Source organism: Dietzia sp. IBK-p2-16D (genome assembly GCF_057773085.1).
The window spans coordinates 1-17,405 of the sequence record NZ_JBYMTL010000009.1 but is presented as its reverse complement, the minus strand read 5'-3'; the positions used below and the strand labels follow the sequence as shown (position 1 = coordinate 17,405).

Here is a 17,405-nt window from a genome sequence, read left to right as displayed (position 1 = left end):
CTCTCCGAGCTGCGGCAACGACGACGCCTGTCACCACCAGTCGAGCGGGGTGCCGTAGAGCCGGTCGTGCGGCAGGCTGCGGGCGATGAGCTCGGTGAGGGCCTCGTGGTCGTTCTTCAACGCGGCGCCCCGGCGGGTCGCCCGGAGCTCCCCTTTGTACTTGCGCACCAGCCCCAGCGCGCGGGCCCAGTCCCGCAGCTGCCAGATCGGGAACGTGAGGTCTTCGCGATTGTTCTTCCCGATCCACTTGCGGTCCCAGCCGGTGTCGGCCATGAGTTGCTCGACCATCGTCGGCGGCAGGTAGCCGGCCGCGGTGAGCTTGACCCCGTCGCCGACCCGTTCGAGCAGGATCTGCAGCTTCGCGGCTTCGTCCCGCTGGACTTCCCTGAGCGTGGCGGGCGTGTCGGCGACTCCGGCCACGCGCTGTTGCGCATCGTCGAGCTCGAATTCCTCCGCGTCCCACCCGGCCCAGAACTCGACCAACTCGGACTCCCAGCCATCCGGGTCCATGTCCCCCGAGATCCACTCGGTGTAGGACCACATTCCCCCGCAGTCCTCCGGAGGGCATGCCCGGCGACCGGCCACCACGGTCGCATCGGGGACCTCGCCATCGTCGTCAGGTTCCAGGACCTTTTCCACGGTGACGCGGTGCCACCAACTGTCACCGAAGTCGTACAGGTAGAGGAACTTGTCGCCAACACTGTGCGCCAGTTCGTCGAGCCGTACGTCGGCCTCGTCGAGCTCGCCCATCTCCCCGGCGTCGGGGTAGTCCATGGAGGCGAAGTGCTCGGCGTCGCGGTCCCGGCGCGACGACGCGTGGACGAACTCGTGGAGGTGACTGTTCGTCCAGCCCATGGCTTCCTGCAGGATTAGGTGCAGGCGCGGCAGCATGAGGTCGCTGCGCAGGTCCAGGCGTCGCCAGATGGGCGGGGACGAGTCCTGCAGCTCGACCTTGACACGGTAGATCACCGGTGTCTCGCGCCTCGGGTGTCGCCGGTTGACGGCCGGGCGTTCCCACGGGGACTGGTAGGCAGCCCCGGCCGCCAGCGAGGCCATTAACTCGGTCTGCGGGACTCCCGCGCTCGCCAATGCGTCGAGAACCGCGTGCTTCAACTCGTCTGCGGTGAGGTCGCCTGGTCCGTAGGGGCGATCTGTCGAGGGTGTCACCTCACCGACGATACGAGATGCGAGCGGCGTATCGGGACGCCCCCGTTCGGGAAAGTAGGCTCAGCTTTCGCCCTGCCACTCCACGTCCTGCACGACCTCGTTGCGTCGCAGGAACCACGGCGTGAAGGGCGGGTCGAACCGGGCGAACCTGGACGGGCCCGCAGCGACCAGCCCGGCGCGGGCGATCCCGGCCTCGAGGTCGGCCAGGTGACGTCGATAGGCCGACTCGCTCCACCGCCCTGAGTAGCGCACCGCCGCCGCGATCCGTTCGGGGACCTGCCTGACCCGCACCCGAGGATCGGCGGGGATCGGCGCGGTCGCGGCGGTCAGCGAGGCGGGCAGCACAAAGGCGACGACGTGCTCCCCGTCATCGGCTTCGGACTGGACCACCGGGGCGGTCATCGCGATCTTCTCGGAGCCGGGTGACTCCTGGACGACCGGTGCCGTCATGGCAATCGACCCGGCCGACTCGTTGTGACCGGTGATGTACCTGAAGAGCGCTCTGAACGCCTGGTTGCCGGCATTGCCGAAGGACCCGTGAACGGAGACCTCCGCCACGGCGTGGGAGGGGTACCGCCGCAGCTCGAACTCCGGGTACCGCTCGACCACCTCGTACGGCTGCTGCTCGGTCATGAAACGACGGTACGCGCGCAGGCCGCCAGTGGCGGCGCCGCGCATCCACTCACCGAATAGTTCCAGGTGGGCACGCCTCTGCGCGTCGTGGCGTGGGTAGTGAGCCGCGACGACGGTGACGACGACGAGGCCCACCTCCACCCGCCCGACCTGCCGCCGCCGGGTGGCGCGGAACCGGCCGGGTCAGCCCGAGAGTCCGCGGAGCCAGTCGACGATCGCGCCGGCCAACTCGTCCGGGGCCTCCACCGGCAGCATGTGCCCGGTCTCCGGAATCTCGACGTAGGTCACGGGACCACCCGCGTCATCTTTCGCACCAGCACCAGCTCCGGAGCCGGTCGACCCGGCCCCATTCGCCTCAGCCCACCGCCGCTGCTCCTCGGTGGGCACAACCAGGTCGTCCGACGCACCCACGATGAGTACCGGGACACCGCCCTGTGCGGGGAACTCGCTGCGATCCGGCCGGGCACCGATCGCCACCGAATGGGCGGCGAACCGCTCCGGCCCGTACACCCGTGCCGCGCGCAGCCGCTCGGCTCGAACCTCAGCGTCGTGGCCACGATCGCCGTAGTACACCGCCTCCATGCCGTCGAGCGCGATCTCCTCGTACGCCTCCGGGCTCAGTCCCGCGGCGCGGTCGGCTCGCGCCTTCGCCGACTCCGGGTCCTCCGCGCCCACCGGGGCGGTGACCAGGACGAGTCCTGCCAGCAGCGACGGGTGCCGCTCGGCGAGATGCATGGCCACCACGCCGCCGAGGGAATGCCCCACGACGACGCTGCCGGGCGCGACCCGGCCCGCCACCTCGTCGACTAGTGCATCGAGGTCGGCCACGGCCGGAAGGTCCAGCGGCGTGGCGTGAACACCGTCCGGCAGCGCGCGCATCACCGGCGCCCATGTCTGCGCGTCACCGTGGAGGCCGGGGAGAAAGACAATGTCCGTCATGGGAACCGACCCTACGCGCGACTACCGCGGGCACCCGGGCCCAAGAAAACGCAGGAGGAAACCCGATAGGCACGACGACGACAACTTCGTCTTCCCTCCCGCCAAGCCCGCCGCCCTGGATGCCCAGGGACGGGGACGGCTACTCCTGGCATGCCTCGGCAATATCACCGGCTTCGCACGGGTCGGCTTCAGGTGTTTCGCCAACCCCTGGTTCGACAGGCGGGTCGGCAGGGGGCTCGACGGGCTCCACTGTCTCCTCGGGTTTTTCCACCGCGGGAGCATTCTGGCCCTCGGGCGGGAGGGGAATGCCGTTCGAATTGGCACATTCCGATAAGTCGGCCACGCGTTGATCTGTCCGCGGGCACTGGTACGGGTACCTAGCCAACTGCTCGCTGAGCAGAGCTGCGCACTGCGGGTGGTACCCGTAAGAGCCGTCGCTGAACCAGCCAGTCTCCGTCCACGCTCCCCCGCCATAGACGCACTCGACGAGCGTCGGCCCGGAAGCAGCGGGAGTGGCCGCGGCCGGCGCCCCCGTCGCCGCAGTCTCCGTCTCCGGCACCCTTTCGACGGTCGTCGTGGTGGACGTGCTTGTGGTCGTCCGCGTCGACGAACTCGAAGTCGTCGCATCCGTGCTGGTCGGCTCGCCAGTCGCCGGTTCGCCCCCGCACCCGGCCACCAGGACGAGCGTCGACAACACGGCACCGACCGCCTTCAACCTCGAGGCATGCAATCGATGCCGGTGGGTAGGTGCACTCAATTGCGAACCCTTCGTCAGTGCCCGGCTGGGCGGAGCATCCCACCGATCATGCACTGAGCAAACGGCAAATAAGCGAGTTTCCCGGTTGGATGTCAACGCCGCTCCTTCACGACTGTTCAGGCCGGTCGCGCTAACTGAAACGCTGCGCCGTGCTGACAGCCTGGGGGCATGTCCCGCGGGGTGGTGGGGTTTCGGAGCCCGGGTTTTGGCTGACCGAGGTGTGGCGGTCCGCCGAACAGGGCGGGCCATCACGTAGTGGTTCGCGAATTACCGTCAGGTTGGATCCCCTCACGCACACCGAGTTCCTTCACTGTCACCGCTAGTTATATGCCAGCGCCCCGACGCAGAACTCGTCCTCCAGAAACGCATTGAACCTGTTCGCGGCGGACCGTGGGGCACCGGTGGAGATGTCCCGGTGTATTTCGTCGGCCCACGTGGTGTAGCCGTCTTCGACGTCCCGACACACGGAGAGCATCCCGCCGACGAACCCCTCGAAGATGCTCGGCGACATTCTCTGCCCGACCGCACCGGAGTAGCCGGTAGCCGCAGCTTCAGAATGAAGCCGCTCAAGCAGGTCACCGTAGGCGGAGGAGGCAGGGGGAGCAGACGTGGAGCTGACTTCACTCGGCGTCGGCGCATGGTCTTGTTCTGCGGCGGAGATACTGCTCGCAGTCTGATCGTCGCCTCTGTCGCCATCTCCGCCGAAAAAGCCTGCCAACGCAAACCCGGCTACGGCCACGGCCCCCACTGACATCGCGACCGTCAGGGCCTTAGCCGAACGCCGGCGACGCGCTTCTTCTTCTGTCAGGCGTGCCTCTTCCTCCGCGGCATACCGCTGGTATCTAGCCTCCGCCTCTTGCTTCCGTTGAAGCGCTGCCTCACAGTCATGACGCTCGAACACACGCAACTCGTTACAGACCTCACAACGATTCATTTGTCATTTCCTTCTCAGCGTTTGTATGCGTCGTGTCTCGTGCGGTGTGTGCATCCGGCGGCAGCGCCGCGCATTGGCATGGAACGACAACGCCGCCGCCCGTGCGGAATCGGAGGGGCCGGTGACCGAGCAGGTGGTCAGGGCCCTTCTCGCTACGAATCCTCTGATTCCGGCTTAGCCGATCGACGGGGCAGGAATCTCGACGCTCGCGAGTTGAGAGACCGCGGCGACTCTTCTACTGCGTCTTCGGCGGCCTCATCGTCGGTGCGCTTCCGAAGCAGTCGCTTGCTGAGCCCCTCCGCGGCCTTGCCGGTGGCCAGCCGCGCAGACTCAATCGTGTTGCTGCCTGCCTGCACTGCGCTGCCGAGGCCTTCACTCCCGGAAGCGACAACCTTGTCTCGCGCTTCGAGGGCGGCATCACGCCAGCGCCGGCCTTCGAGATCTGCTTGGTCGCCGTCGATGCCGAGAAGCTGCTGGAAGTCGATGACGTCGTTGTGGACCTTGTTACGCGCGCTCAACACCCGGGGTGCGGCCATCGGGTTGAGCAACAGCTTGGCGTCGGCCAGACCAGCGGCTGCATCCATGCGCTGGAGGAGTGAGGCGGTGCCGGTCGCGAGCTGGTCGAGCCGCCGCTGTCTGGCCAGCTGAAGTCCCTCACGATGGTCGTCGAGTTCACCGGGCGACGCGTCAAGAACTCGGTCGAGTTCCAGCACGGCGATCCCGTCCTGAAGACGGAAGCAGTGTGCAAGCACGGCCAGCCATTCCTGGACTGTCCGCTCCGCCTGCTTCGACACATCCGCCAGGTCATTCACCTTGTCCTGGCTCTCCAACTTCTCGGCGATGCCGGACAACTGCTTGAGCGCGTAGGCCTGCGTCCGCCCGATGGCGAGGCTCGTCGACTGCACCTTGGACCAGGTGATCTCGGAGACTCGTCCAACCGAGTCGCGGATGGTCATCGCTTCGTCGAGCACAAAGTCGACGCCGATCATGTCCGCGATCACGGCGTCCTTCTGGGCCCGCAGTACGTCGTCAACCTTGGCGTCGATGACGGCGAGGTAGTCGGTGATCTCGTCCATCGTCTGCTGCATGGCCATCTGCGCCATGACTCCGGCGGCGCCGGCCAGCATCGCAGGATTGGCGAGTGTCTGCCCGGGGCCGTTCACGATCTCGAGGATGCCCTTGATCTTCCCGTTGTCCTCGGTGAGGATCGCGCGGCTCACCTTTCCGCTGGAGCCCGTCATTTTCCGGCTCGTGTTGAACGCCGCTGCCGACTCCTTGGTGAGCTTGACCCAACGACCCGATTCGGCAGAGATCTCCGCCCCTGCTTGGGCGACGCCAGCTGCCGTATTGAGCGTGGAACTGATCCGCTTCAGATCCAACTCCTTCGATGGAAGGCCTTGCGAAGCCAGGAACTGTTCCACCGCGGTGCTGTCGCCGATCACGGCGACGCCGTCCCCGTCGTTGATCAACTCGATCTCGTGTGTCATTGACTACTCCAATGTGAGCGGGGTTCGCCCGCAGCCTGACGATAAGAATGCACTATCGGTACGACACTCGCTGGCGCCGGTCGGGCACCCGCTTTGTTGGACACGCCGGAATGGACCGGACCACCCGTCGAAGTGGTACCGATCCCCGCTCCGTCACTCCTCGCACAGACAGAACGGATGCCCCACCGGGTCGAGGTACACCACGAACCGCCCGTCGGGGCTGGGCTGGTGTTCGTGTCGGCGGGCGCCGGCGGCGAGGACGGCCGGCTCGGAGTCGGCGATGGAGTCCACGTAGAAGTCGAGGTGCATCTGCGTGGGGACCGGCCCCTCGGGCCAGGTCGGCGCGCGGAACTCGGGGACGGTCTGGCACGCGAGCGCGATCGTGCCCGGCTCGCCCTCTGGCGGCAGTGCGTCGACCCAATCCGAGTACTCGGCATCGTCACGAATCCGCCAGCCGAGCATCGCCGCGTAGAACTCGGCGAGCTCGCGAGCGTCGGGACAGTCTAGTGCGACGACCACGCGCCGCGCGGTGATCCCAGCCATGGCACCACGCTACGACCAGTATCCAGGCGCCTCAAGCATTCATGGACCGAGATTCCTCCCGGGGCCGGAGCCGGGGCGCTCCCCCGGTGCGCTCTGAGATTTGGCGACGACGACGAGGGCCTGCCGCCGCTCGAACCGGACCGCAGCCACCGATCCCGCAGAACTGGCCAATGCGTCGTCCGTTTGCAAACGTTCACGTTTTCCCAGGTGGCGGGGACGGCCACTCTCCGTTTGCGACCGCTCGTCGAGGCGGGACTGCGGCCGCCAGGGCCGGTTTCGCCTCGTCCGCCGGAGCCGGGGATCGCGACCCACATCGTGGAGATGGGCCGCAGCTGGGACACGCCGGGCCCGGACGGCAAGATCTTCTCGGGGATGCTCAATCCAGACAAGCGCTCCACCTGGCTCGCGGACACCACCAGCCAGCCGGTCAGCAACTTCATGGGCTTCGGGATCGACAAGAAGGTGGAGCGCTACGTCGGTGTCCTCGATGCCGAGAAGTTCTTGGGGGTCAAGGTCTACCAGGGCCGCGGCGTGGGTGGCGGTTCGCTGGTCAACGGCGGCATGGCGGTCACGCCCAAGCGCAGCCACTTCGAGCACATCCTCCCGAACGTCGACTCGGCCCAGATGTACGGCACCTACTTCCCGCGCGCGAACGCCACCCTCGGCGTGAACCACATCGACCAGGCGTGGTTCGAGTCGAGCCCCTGGTACCAGTTCGCCCGCGTGGGCCGGAAGACCGCGCACCGCTCCGGGTTCGCCACGACCTTCGTGCCCAACGTTTACGACTTCGACTACATGAAGCGCGAGGCGGCGGGCACCGCGCAGGCCTCCGCGCTCGGCGGCGAGGTGATCTACGGCAACAACGCGGGCAAGAAGTCGCTGGACAAGACGTACCTGGCCCAGGCCGCCGCCACCGGCCGACTCACCATCTCGCCGCTGCACCGCGTCACGGCCGTCACCCCGGCCACCGGGGGCGGGTACCGGGTGACGATCGAGCAGATCGACGAGCAGGGCGCGGTGATCGCCCCCCCAGAACATCACGGCCGACAGGGAGTTCTTCGTTGCCGGCAGCATCGGGCCAGCAAGCTGCTCGTGTCGATGAAGGCGCAGGGTCACGGGCCCGGACGACGAGTCCGCGGCTCATCGTCCGCCAGCGCATCTGGAGCGCGACGTGCTGGCGTTGTACCTGTCGGACCACCGACCGGTGCGACGGCTGGCCTTGGTCGGCCGCAGCGGATGGCACGGGATTGTGTGGACACCGATCTGGGGCCGGGTCTGGAGAGGATCGCCTGCGACATCGCGCAGGAGCGCGAGTTCCTGGCCGACCTGATCGATTCCCTGCATCTGCGGCGCCGGCCCCACCGGCAGGCCGCAGTGGCGGTGGCGGAGAAGGTGGGGCGGCTCAAACTCAACGAGCGGCTGACGGACTCCCCTATGACCCCGGTGCTGGAGGTGGAGCTCATGCGCAGTGCGGTGGTGGGCAAGCTCGGTGGATGGGAGACCCTCGCCGCTCTGGTGCCGGACCTGGGGCTGCCGGTGGAACTGTTCACCACCCTCGCCGAGCGCGCACGTGAGCACGCCGGCCTCTTCGGACGTCTCCATCACCACGTCTCGGGCAGCGCATTCCGCACTGGGGGAAAAAGTATGACGACGACAACACCCCCACCGCCAACGCACCCGCGGTCTCCGTGTGATTCGGAACTGGCGGAGGCGGCCCTGACGAGGCCGTTCTCAGCCGTCTGACACGGGCACTGTCGTGGAAGCAGGCGGCATAGCCGGCGGCGAACAACTGCTCAGGGTTATCGTCCTCCCCCGTGGCCCGCCGAGCTCTTTCGGCAGCGTGGGGCCAAATCAGCGTGGGAGAGCCGTGTAGAGCAGAGCTGGCCGCGCGGGCAGCGCGTCTACTTGGCGAGCTTTTCGCGGACGACCTCGATGACTCGCTCAACTTCTCCGTCGGTCAAGCCGTAGCCGCTAGGAAGAGTGACACCTCGCTTGAAAAGACCTTCAGATACTCCGTTCGCAAACACTCGAGAGTCCTTCCACACCGGTTGCATGTGCATCGGCTTCCAGAGGTGGCGCCCCTCGATGTCGTTCGCGTCGAGATGGGACACCATGTCGTTCGCCCGAATGTCACTGTTCACGCCCAGATCGATCGCGGTCAGCCAGCAGTTATCCGAGGTGCCCTCGACAGTCTCCGCCGATCCGAGGAAGCGTAGTCCCTCGATATCGGCGAACGCCTCGACGTACATGGCTCGGATTTCACGACGTCGGGCGATGAAGTCGTCCAGCTTCGCCAACTGTGCCCGGCCGATGGCAGCGAGGATGTTAGACATCCGATAGTTGTATCCGACCTCAGTGTGCTCGTACCACGGCGCCGGCTGGCGGGCCTGGGTCGACAGATAACGGGCCCGGCTAATCAGCTCGACATCGTCCGAGACCAGCATCCCACCCCCGGATGTGGTCATGATCTTGTTGCCGTTGAAAGAGAAAGCGGCCGCTCGTCCGTAAGCACCGGCAGCCTTCCCCTTGAAGGTCGCCCCGAGCGACTCTGCGGCATCGGCAAGCATCGGCACGCCCAACTCTTCCAACCCCGTCCCAAGTACGTCGTACTCGACGCATCGACCGAAGAGGTCGACAGGGATCGCAGCAACCACCTCGCGCCCCTCAGATTGCAGCGTCCGGACTGCCTCAAGCATGATCTCCGGTTCGACGTTGCCGTCCGACACTTGGGAGTCCACAAACACCAAATCTGCGCCGGTATAGGCGACTGCGTTCGCGGTAGCTGCAAAGGTCATGGACGAAAGCACGACGCAGGATCCCGGCTTCGCACCGAGTTCGAGCAGAGCCAGGTGAAGAGCCGCCGTGCCAGACGACAGGGCCAGCGCGTGGGCAACGCCTGTTCGCTCGCAGATTTCGGCCTCGAACGCATCCACCTCCGGGCCAAGCGGTGTCACCCACCCAGAACGGATGGCCCGAATCAGCGCCTCTTCCTCTTCAACGCCGACAGTCGCTTTGGACATCAGAATACGGGCCATGTGGAGCCTTTCAGCGAGCGGATCGGTTTGAGTCAAGTGTAGAGATGCCCTCGGTCACGCATCGGTGACTACCCTGTCCACTGCACCGCTAGAGTCAAAGTCCTACGTGCTTGCCGTGCACGGCAAGTGAACCTCGAATGCCTCAGGAGCCCTACTGATGACACCTTCGCTCTCAGGAGCAACCGTCGCCATCACCGGAGGGACCGGTTCTTTCGGTTCCACCATGGCGCGTCATTTGCTCACCCAGGGGGTAGACCAGGTGAACATCTTTAGCCGTGACGAGGCCAAGCAGGACGAGATGCGGTCCAAGATGGATGAACCTCGCCTCAAATTCTTCATCGGGGATGTGCGTGACCAGGAGAGCGTGGAGAGCGCGTTCGTCGGTGCCGACTTCGCGTTCCATGCTGCGGCCCTCAAACAGGTCCCGTCGTGTGAGTTCTTCCCCGACCAGGCGGTCAAGACCAACGTCAATGGCAGCCGCAACGTCATCAATGCCGCGCACAAGCACGGTGTCAAGTCACTCGTATGCCTGTCCACCGACAAGGCCGTGTACCCGGTCAATGCGATGGGCATGTCCAAGGCGCTGATGGAGAAGACCGCGCAGGCGTTCGCCCGCAACAACCCGAAGTCCGAAACCACGGTCTCCATCACCCGGTACGGCAACGTCATGTACTCACGCGGATCCGTGATCCCACTGTTCGTGCGGCAGATCCGCGAGGGTAAGCCACTCACGCTCACCGAAGGCTCCATGACGCGCTTCCTCATGAATCTGCAGGAGTCCGTCGACCTCGTGGAACACGCGTTCTTTCACGCCGAGCCCGGCGACCTGTTCGTCAAGAAAGCGCCAGCTTGCACGGTGGACACACTCGCTCGGGCCACCGCCCTCGTCATGGGAATCGACGACCCGGAGATAGTCAAGATCGGAATGCGCCACGGCGAGAAGATGTACGAGACGCTCCTCTCGCGCGAGGAAATGGCAAAGGCCACCGATCAGGGCGCCTACTTCAAGGTGCCGCTGGACGCCCGATCTCTCCAATACTCGGTCTACGAGGACGAGGGAGACTCCGGCGCTCGCGAAGCCGAGGACTTCGATTCGAACAACACCGAACAGATGACCGTCGACGAGACGGCCGCGATGATTACGGCGCTGCCCGAGATGCAGCAGGTCCTGTCGGAGGTCAACCGATGAAGATCGTCATTACCGGCGCCGGCGGCTTTCTCGGCTGGCACACGCGCCTCCGCCTTGCGGCGTTGACCGACCACGAAATTCGTCCCGTCACGCGGGAGAACTGGTCAGAGCTGACCGACCTCGTGGCAGACGCAGACGCGATCATCCATATCGCGGGCGTCAACCGAGCTGACAGCGACGACGCCGTGGAGCAGGGGAACATCCAGCTCGCCGCCGATCTCGCCTCTTCCGTGACCGATTCCGGCCGGGCCCTGCGGGTTGCGATGGCCGGCACCATCCAGGTAGAGCGGGACAACGCCTATGGCCGAGGCAAGCTGGCCGCCCAGAATCAGATCGCCGAAGCCACCCGAGCTCTCGGCGGGCACTTTGTCGACGTCCGCCTGCCCAACCTGTTCGGCGAGCACGGCGCCCCCAACTACAACTCCTTCGTCGCCACGTTTGTCAAGGCAGTCATTAACGGCGAGACACCACAGATCAATGACAATCCGGTGGAGCTTCTCCACGCCCAGGATGCGGCACAGGCCCTGATGGACGCCCTCGACACCGCTGAGGGCATGCTGCGGCCCACCGGTGAGCTGACCGGCGTCGTTGCGGTGTGGGATCTCCTGCAGGAGTTTCACCGCTCGTACGTGCCGATCGGCGGAATCCCGGACCTCAGCTCCAAGTTCCGGATCGACCTGTTCAACACCTATCGGACCGGACTGTTCCCCGAGCACTACCCCATTGCCCTCGTTCCTCACTCGGACCCGCGTGGCTCGTTTGTGGAAACCGTCCGCTGCTGCGGCGGCGAGGGGCAATCCTCGTTCAGCACCACGGTTCCCGGCATCACCCGCGGCGAGCATTACCACCTACACAAGATCGAACGGTTCGCCGTGATCCAGGGCAAGGCACGCATCAGCCTCCGCAAGATGTTCGAGGACGAGGTTCTGGACTTCGAGGTCTCCGGTGAGGCGCCGGTAGCGATCGATATGCCCGTGGGATGGGTTCACAACATCACGAACACAGGCGACGAACTTTTGCTCACGCAATTCTGGAGCCACGAGCTGTTTCGTCCGGATGCTCCTGACACATTCCCAGAGCCCGTCCGCCACACTGCCGAGGAGTCAGATCAGTGAAGATCATGACTGTCGTGGGCACCCGCCCCGAGCTTATCCGGTTGGCCCGCGTCATCCATCGTCTGGATGCGACGGCCGGCATCGAGCACATCCTGGTGCATACCGGCCAGAACTACGACTACACCCTCAACCAGGTCTTTTTTGACGACCTGGGAATTCGCCAGCCGGACCAAATGCTCGGGGTGGACACATCCAGCCTCGGCAGTGTTCTCGGTGGAACTCTGATCGCCGCAGAAAATGTCATGCGCGAGGAAGCTCCCGATGCCGTATTGGTCCTCGGTGATACGAACTCCTGCATCGCCGCCCTCATGGCTCGTCGCATGCGAATTCCGACCTATCACATGGAAGCGGGCAATCGCTGCTTCGACCTCAATGTGCCGGAGGAGACCAACAGGCGCATGGTCGACCATGTCTCCGACTTCAACCTCGTCTACACCGAGCACGCCCGCAGGAACCTCTTGGCCGAGGGGCTGCATCCCCGCCGGATTCTAAAGACCGGCTCTCCGATGCGCGAGGTCCTGAATGCGTACCGTGACCAGATCGACGCATCTACGGTTTTGGCAGACAAGGGTTTGGATGAGGGCAAGTATTTCTTGGTGTCTGCGCACCGTGAAGAGAACGTCGACTCTCCCGAGCGTCTTCAGATGCTGCTCGACTGTCTGACCGCCGTCTATGCCCATTACAAGTTGCCGGTGTTCGTCTCCACCCATCCCCGAACGCGGAAGCGGCTCGAAGCACTTCCCGACTGGACCGAGCCGGAAGGCATCACGTTTTCTGAACCGCTTGGGTTCCACGACTACAATAAACTTCAACTCTCCGCCGCGTGCTGTCTGTCAGACTCGGGAACCATCGCTGAGGAGTCTTCGATCCTCGGGTTCCCCGCTATCACCCTCCGCGACTCCATTGAGCGCCCCGAGGCTCTGGACACCGGGGGAATGATAATGACCGGGCTGGACGCCGGCGACGTCGTCGCAGCCGTCCAGGTGGCCATGGACTCTGGGTACTCCCGTGACGGCGTCAGCCACCTAACTCCCGATGATTATCTCATCGACAACGCCAGCGAGCGCACGGTGAAGTTCATTCTCTCGACGGCACATCGCCATCACCAGTGGGAAGGAATTCGGGGATGACGACGAAAATGTCCACGGTCGCCATCGACGCCTCGAACCTCCACAAAGGCGGCGGCGTACAAGTGGCGGCATCGTTCATCAACGAGCTAGCAGAACTTTCAAAAGACTCGAATTTCTGCGCCAGCTTTCCATGGGTCAGAGATGTCCACATTTCAGCCGCAACTGAGGTAGTCGACAATCTTTCCCCAACCGCCAAGGCTACATTTGCATGGTCCGAAAGAAATCGACGCCCTTTGTCGACTGACATCTTTCGCCCCCTCACGCCGGCCAAGCCAGACCTCAGATTTGTCATTTTCGGCCCCACATATGCACTCGACCGAGCAAAGAAGCAAATCCTTGGATTTGCCGATGTCACGTCGGTATATCCGCCGCTGCCGAATCAGCACACAAGAGGCTTGAAGTCGAAATTCCGCCCAGCCCTATCGCGACTATTCACATCCCGAGCAGATGAAATAATCGTCGAAACGAACGCGATGAAAGATCGACTCCGACAGGCACTCGGCACAAAATGTCCACCGGTCCAAGTCGTCAGCAATACCAGCAGTCGCACCTTCAGCAAAGCCCGCCGCCGGCAAGAAGTCATCACCAGCTCGCACCCAAAGGGAACATTCACCTTCATATACGTCGCTCGCGCATACCCGCATAAGAATCACGAATTCATTGGCGAACTTCTGGGGCGGCTAAATGACCACGGCACTCCAACAGAATGCCTAGTTACTCTAGACGAGTCCGAATGGAACGCCCTATCAAAGAAGACTCGATCTCATTGTCGGAATTTGGGTATACTGAAAGTCGAGGAATTGCCCGACGCCTACGCCTCTGCGGACGCATTGTTGTTCCCGAGTTTACTCGAAGCGTTTTCCGCAACGCCACTAGAGGCCGCAGCCATGCGCATCCCAATATTCGCGTCAGATCGCGACTTTGTCAGATCAACAATGGGAAATGCCGCGATCTACTTCGACCCCGAAAATGCGGAAAGTGCATCGGCAATAATCCGAACAGCAATATCTGACAAGAAAACATTGCACGCTAAAGTGGAACTCGCGTTCGAAACTCTCTCAGCCCTCCCCAATGCAAAAGATCGCGCAGTAAGATATGTACAGATAATCGACTCACAACTAAAACTCGCGAGATAATGGCACCTTTTCCGCGCATGCCCACCAGTGCGCTGGCAATAGCAGCGCAAGGAATAGTCAGCTTAAACAGCCTCGCCCTCGCAGTAGCGGTAGCGCGTAGCGTCTCAATAGTAGAATTTGCGTACTTTTCTCTAGCCATACCAATATACGCAATAGCACTCCGCGCAATCCGAGTGCTTTTTCTAATACCCCGTCAGATACGCTACCGCCACGAGGACATTCGCGACTCTGGCCGGGCAGTGTCCAAAGCAGCTACATTGCTATCGGTAGCGTTTTCTGTCCCGATTGCAGCGTTGTGCCTGGCACTTCCCCCGCAGTACGGGATCTGGATACTAGCGATTAGCCTCTGCTTGCCAGCGCTCATATTTTATGACGCGACCAGAAATGAGCAACTTTCACAGAGGAAATTTGGACGATTGCTTATTTCAGATTCCGTCTGGCTGATTATAAGCGTATGTCTCTTTCTACTTAGCCAAGTTCAAGATCATTATGCCGTGCCCCCCGCGGCCCTAATCATAATGTGGGCAACAGCGCCCCTAGTCCTGGGTTTTATCAACTATTATCTAACCCCTCGCCCTGCCAAAAACAGACACGAGATAAGACGCGAGTTCAGAGCGGCCAAAACTCGAACAAAAGACTGCGTTAGCGACGTTCTTAGTTCCACGCTCTCGGTACAAGCCTTGCCATATATACTTGCCGGGCTTGCCACACCAACACTGGTTGCAGGATTCCGGGGTGGCCAAACCTTATTAGGTCCAGTCAATACTGCGGTAATGGGCGTGACACCCCTTCTCCAAATGTCGACAGCAAAGACAAGCAGCGCTCGCAAGCCCTTCTTCATAACGATCAAGTGGTCAGTAATTGCGACCTTACCTGCAGCTGCTTTCGGCTTTGTGCTCTACCTTTTGCCTGATTCGATTGGGAGCGAGATCCTCGGTGAAACATGGAGCATTACAAAGGAACTCCTACTCGCCACGACCGCCACAGTAGCCTTCCGCATCCCATACTTGGCAGCCGTCACCACCTTGCGATCAATAGGTGAGGACAACCTGCTTGTTGGCATGCGCGCATTCTCCACCATCACACTCCTGATGTCCGCTACTCTCGGAGCAATCATCTACGATTCTTCGGGTGCCATTTGGGCTATCGCCTTATCGGCCGCACTTTCAAGCGTTCTCGGCATATTTACACTCCACCACTCCACCAAGAAGATGCATATGGCGTCGGCAGACCATACGGCACGGGATAACACGATATGAGCATTCAACGAACTGCAATTACATCCGCTGGTTCTTCAGGTAAGCGCGTTGGGCTACTTGCTCTCGGCATTTTCATGATTTGCTTAGGCGGCACTTACAGCTTCGCCAATCCGGACGGATGGTTCCTCTTCTCCGGATATCTATCCTGCTTGATAGTCAGCGTTCCCATGCTGCATTCTCAATATAAACTTGTCTCAACTTGGACCCCCCTTGCACTATTCGTTTACATTGGCAGCGGAGTTCGGTCGACATATATTGCATTCAATATCGATGGCAGCCGAACGATTAATGACCTATTCCTTCTAGGCGACAACGTAGATTCCTTCGTTAGACCTAATGTTATATATCTTGCGGGAATCACCGCACTTACGCTGGGCTACGGGCTTTATTTATCCACGCAGTCAAAACGAGTCTCGAAAGCTTATAACCTGAAGTGGGACATTGAATTCAGCTCGTACGCGACTTTTGGGATTAGCGCCTGCGCGCTAATAGGATTAGTAGCGTTTGTATTATACGTTCAGCAAACCGGAGGCTTCGCTTTAGATCAGATCTCCGCAAAGCGATCAACTTTGACCGGGCTAGAAGCCGGAGACTCATACGAATCTCATGGCGTCCTTCGTTTCCTAAATCGCTTCTCAACAGTCGCACTTTGGGTGGGCGTAGCGAGGCTTGAAAGTCGCAAAAATCGGCGACCCTTAAGAGGGGGGAAGCTCTGGATAGGAATACTGTTCCTGAACGCAATCCTTCTCCCAGTTTACTCGTCCGCACGCTCGGAAGTTGTGTGGATCATTGCCGTTTCTCTGATAATCCACCTGACTATTGGTAAACGCCGACTCGGGATTGCAGCTGCACTCACGATTGCGGGCCTCGTTCTAGCTATGGTCTCTATTCTAACGCAGTTGCGACCAGGCTCGCCCAGCGCAGAATCGGCTCCATCTTCCGGAATCTTCAGTCAGGCTGTCGCATTCATCGGTGAAGCTTTGGTATACAATCGCAATTTTGCAGACATCTCCACCAGTTCTCAGATCATAAATGCGATCCCGAATACGATCGCGTACGATTATGGTCAGTCTGTTTTCGCTTGGGCGGTTGCACCAATTCCCCGGGCGATTTGGCCAGCGAAACCAATCACGAGTTCGGGTCCCGAGATCGCGGCATTTGTGTTTGGACTTGAGAATACCGCGGTCTCGCCCGGCTTTATTGCGGAGTCATACCGCGCGTTCGGATTAGGCAGCCTTCTCGCGTTTTCGTTACTCTTGGGAATTGCTCTCTGCAAATTCGTCGACGCTCCTCTACGGAAGAGCCCAGCGTCGACAGTGTCGCTTATCGTCTACTGTGTGCTGGGTTTCAGGTTTGGAGGAATTGCACTTGCGGGCGGGCTCGGGTATGCGCTTTTCTTCTCCCTTCAGACAGCGGTAATATTAATTGTCGTACTCGCAAGCTGCTGCTCGATAGGCAAAGTGCACCGAAGCTCGGCCAATTTTTCGCAATAGTTTCCGCATCTAGTCTTTACGAGAGTATTGCAGGGCTGTTCGGCTCCCAGCGGCCGCTCCAAGCGCCACGAGCAAGTGAAGCGAGGGGGGCGCTCATGAATCTTTCTCACCAGACCGGAGATTATCGCGGGCTCTGAGACGATCCGTGGTACCGAGCCGCCGAAGTGGTCGAACATTGCCACGTGGGCGCGAAGCCAGGTGTCCTGCTTCATATCCAAAGTGGGCTCCACGAAGGCGTACCGGCTGAACGGTAAGCAGGCCACGAACAGATCGACCCGCGTCGACTCACCTGTGGCGGGGTCGAGGAGCTGCATCGTCGGACCCGACCAGTCGACCTCGACCGTCTGGCCGGCCTTGTGTCCCACGCGAGAGGCAATGTCAACGGCGGGCGAAAATTGACCCCTACGTGACGGGCGAATCTTGACCCCTCTGGTTGTTGGTCTGTGCGGTCATGAGGTCTCGGTGTCCGCGTACACCCTGATGTGTCGGTCCGGGGACAGGTTCATGTGTAGGTCGGTGTTCGGCGTTCCGTAGTTGTTCGCCGAGGTGGGTGGGCCACCCTTGGAGTCGTCTTCCGGCAAGTTGACG

At 62.0% G+C, this 17,405-nt stretch carries 14 protein-coding genes and 2 pseudogenes; 7 read left to right on the top strand and 9 right to left on the bottom strand.

Going from position 1 to position 17,405, the window contains the following annotated elements; genetic code table 11:
* Positions 1 to 30: 30 nt before the first annotated feature.
* The 6 genes from AC3DE3_RS16300 to AC3DE3_RS16275 form a co-directional block, all read right to left on the bottom strand.
* Positions 31 to 1,167 (bottom strand): plasmid pRiA4b ORF-3 family protein, encoded by a 1,137-nt coding sequence (locus AC3DE3_RS16300; RefSeq protein ID WP_488370688.1) that lies wholly within the window; start codon positions 1,165 to 1,167, stop codon positions 31 to 33.
* 60 nt (positions 1,168 to 1,227) lie between these two features.
* The gene (locus AC3DE3_RS16295) at positions 1,228 to 1,800 is read right to left on the bottom strand and encodes an SOUL family heme-binding protein (RefSeq protein ID WP_488370687.1); all 573 of its coding nucleotides are present in this window, start codon (positions 1,798 to 1,800) and stop codon (positions 1,228 to 1,230) included.
* Between the two features lie 183 nt (positions 1,801 to 1,983).
* Positions 1,984 to 2,739 (bottom strand): alpha/beta fold hydrolase, encoded by a 756-nt coding sequence (locus AC3DE3_RS16290; protein WP_488370686.1) that lies wholly within the window; start codon positions 2,737 to 2,739, stop codon positions 1,984 to 1,986.
* Positions 2,740 to 3,815: 1,076 nt separating this feature from the next.
* Positions 3,816 to 4,430, bottom strand: coding sequence for a hypothetical protein (locus tag AC3DE3_RS16285; RefSeq protein WP_488370684.1), 615 nt, complete (start codon positions 4,428 to 4,430; stop codon positions 3,816 to 3,818).
* Between the two features lie 152 nt (positions 4,431 to 4,582).
* Positions 4,583 to 5,917, bottom strand: coding sequence for a hypothetical protein (locus AC3DE3_RS16280; RefSeq protein ID WP_488370683.1), 1,335 nt, complete (start codon positions 5,915 to 5,917; stop codon positions 4,583 to 4,585).
* Between the two features lie 153 nt (positions 5,918 to 6,070).
* Positions 6,071 to 6,460 carry a VOC family protein gene (locus tag AC3DE3_RS16275; protein WP_488370682.1) on the bottom strand — a complete coding sequence of 130 codons (390 nt, stop codon included), beginning with the start codon at positions 6,458 to 6,460 and terminating at the stop codon, positions 6,071 to 6,073.
* A gap of 321 nt (positions 6,461 to 6,781) precedes the next feature.
* Here AC3DE3_RS16275 and AC3DE3_RS16270 point away from each other — a divergent pair, with 321 nt between their 5' ends.
* Positions 6,782 to 8,203, top strand: coding sequence for a hypothetical protein (locus AC3DE3_RS16270; protein ID WP_488370681.1), 1,422 nt, complete (start codon positions 6,782 to 6,784; stop codon positions 8,201 to 8,203).
* 9 nt (positions 8,204 to 8,212) lie between these two features.
* On the opposite strand, the pseudogene AC3DE3_RS16265 reads toward AC3DE3_RS16270, so the two are convergent.
* Positions 8,213 to 8,308 (bottom strand): annotated as a pseudogene (locus tag AC3DE3_RS16265) (organic hydroperoxide resistance protein); the annotation flags it as partial.
* A gap of 53 nt (positions 8,309 to 8,361) precedes the next feature.
* Positions 8,362 to 9,495, bottom strand: a complete 1,134-nt coding sequence (locus tag AC3DE3_RS16260) for a DegT/DnrJ/EryC1/StrS family aminotransferase (protein ID WP_488370680.1) — start codon at positions 9,493 to 9,495, stop codon at positions 8,362 to 8,364.
* A gap of 157 nt (positions 9,496 to 9,652) precedes the next feature.
* Between AC3DE3_RS16260 and AC3DE3_RS16255 the strand changes: the two genes are divergently transcribed.
* The 6 genes from AC3DE3_RS16255 to AC3DE3_RS16230 all read left to right on the top strand — a co-directional run bounded on the left by AC3DE3_RS16255 (position 9,653) and on the right by AC3DE3_RS16230 (position 16,817).
* On the top strand, positions 9,653 to 10,684 hold the full coding sequence (locus tag AC3DE3_RS16255) for a polysaccharide biosynthesis protein (protein ID WP_488370679.1): 1,032 nt from the start codon (positions 9,653 to 9,655) through the stop codon (positions 10,682 to 10,684).
* Positions 10,681 to 11,799 (top strand): polysaccharide biosynthesis C-terminal domain-containing protein, encoded by a 1,119-nt coding sequence (locus tag AC3DE3_RS16250; RefSeq protein ID WP_488370678.1) that lies wholly within the window; start codon positions 10,681 to 10,683, stop codon positions 11,797 to 11,799. The genes AC3DE3_RS16255 and AC3DE3_RS16250 overlap by 4 nt, the downstream gene beginning before the upstream one ends.
* A gap of 5 nt (positions 11,800 to 11,804) precedes the next feature.
* Positions 11,805 to 12,929, top strand: coding sequence for a non-hydrolyzing UDP-N-acetylglucosamine 2-epimerase (gene wecB / locus AC3DE3_RS16245; protein ID WP_488370754.1), 1,125 nt, complete (start codon positions 11,805 to 11,807; stop codon positions 12,927 to 12,929).
* The gene (locus tag AC3DE3_RS16240; protein ID WP_488370677.1) at positions 12,926 to 14,065 is read left to right on the top strand and encodes a glycosyltransferase; all 1,140 of its coding nucleotides are present in this window, start codon (positions 12,926 to 12,928) and stop codon (positions 14,063 to 14,065) included. Before wecB ends, AC3DE3_RS16240 begins: the two co-directional genes overlap by 4 nt.
* 773 nt (positions 14,066 to 14,838) lie before the next feature.
* Entirely contained in the window at positions 14,839 to 15,324 is a 486-nt protein-coding gene (locus tag AC3DE3_RS16235) for a hypothetical protein (protein ID WP_488370676.1), read from the top strand.
* The gene (locus AC3DE3_RS16230; RefSeq protein ID WP_488370675.1) at positions 15,321 to 16,817 is read left to right on the top strand and encodes an oligosaccharide repeat unit polymerase; all 1,497 of its coding nucleotides are present in this window, start codon (positions 15,321 to 15,323) and stop codon (positions 16,815 to 16,817) included. The genes AC3DE3_RS16235 and AC3DE3_RS16230 overlap by 4 nt, the downstream gene beginning before the upstream one ends.
* Positions 16,818 to 16,948: 131 nt before the next feature.
* Here the strand turns inward: AC3DE3_RS16230 and AC3DE3_RS16225 are convergent.
* Positions 16,949 to 17,197: pseudogene (locus tag AC3DE3_RS16225) on the bottom strand (IS21 family transposase); the annotation flags it as partial.
* Between the last annotated feature and the right edge of the window lie 208 nt (positions 17,198 to 17,405).

What these genes read in the sequence shown, in the direction of transcription:
- AC3DE3_RS16255 (WP_488370679.1), top strand. Translation starts at nt 9,653, where the DNA reads ATGACACCTTCGCTCTCAGGAGCAACCGTCGCCATCACCGGAGGGACC.
- AC3DE3_RS16285 (WP_488370684.1), bottom strand. Translation starts at nt 4,430, where the DNA reads ATGAATCGTTGTGAGGTCTGTAACGAGTTGCGTGTGTTCGAGCGTCAT.
- AC3DE3_RS16250 (WP_488370678.1), top strand. Translation starts at nt 10,681, where the DNA reads ATGAAGATCGTCATTACCGGCGCCGGCGGCTTTCTCGGCTGGCACACG.
- AC3DE3_RS16235 (WP_488370676.1), top strand. Translation starts at nt 14,839, where the DNA reads ATGGGCGTGACACCCCTTCTCCAAATGTCGACAGCAAAGACAAGCAGC.
- wecB (WP_488370754.1), top strand. Translation starts at nt 11,805, where the DNA reads ATGACTGTCGTGGGCACCCGCCCCGAGCTTATCCGGTTGGCCCGCGTC.
- AC3DE3_RS16275 (WP_488370682.1), bottom strand. Translation starts at nt 6,460, where the DNA reads ATGGCTGGGATCACCGCGCGGCGCGTGGTCGTCGCACTAGACTGTCCC.
- AC3DE3_RS16240 (WP_488370677.1), top strand. Translation starts at nt 12,926, where the DNA reads ATGACGACGAAAATGTCCACGGTCGCCATCGACGCCTCGAACCTCCAC.
- AC3DE3_RS16280 (WP_488370683.1), bottom strand. Translation starts at nt 5,917, where the DNA reads ATGACACACGAGATCGAGTTGATCAACGACGGGGACGGCGTCGCCGTG.
- AC3DE3_RS16295 (WP_488370687.1), bottom strand. Translation starts at nt 1,800, where the DNA reads ATGACCGAGCAGCAGCCGTACGAGGTGGTCGAGCGGTACCCGGAGTTC.
- AC3DE3_RS16270 (WP_488370681.1), top strand. Translation starts at nt 6,782, where the DNA reads ATGGGCCGCAGCTGGGACACGCCGGGCCCGGACGGCAAGATCTTCTCG.
- AC3DE3_RS16260 (WP_488370680.1), bottom strand. Translation starts at nt 9,495, where the DNA reads ATGGCCCGTATTCTGATGTCCAAAGCGACTGTCGGCGTTGAAGAGGAA.
- AC3DE3_RS16230 (WP_488370675.1), top strand. Translation starts at nt 15,321, where the DNA reads ATGAGCATTCAACGAACTGCAATTACATCCGCTGGTTCTTCAGGTAAG.
- AC3DE3_RS16290 (WP_488370686.1), bottom strand. Translation starts at nt 2,739, where the DNA reads ATGACGGACATTGTCTTTCTCCCCGGCCTCCACGGTGACGCGCAGACA.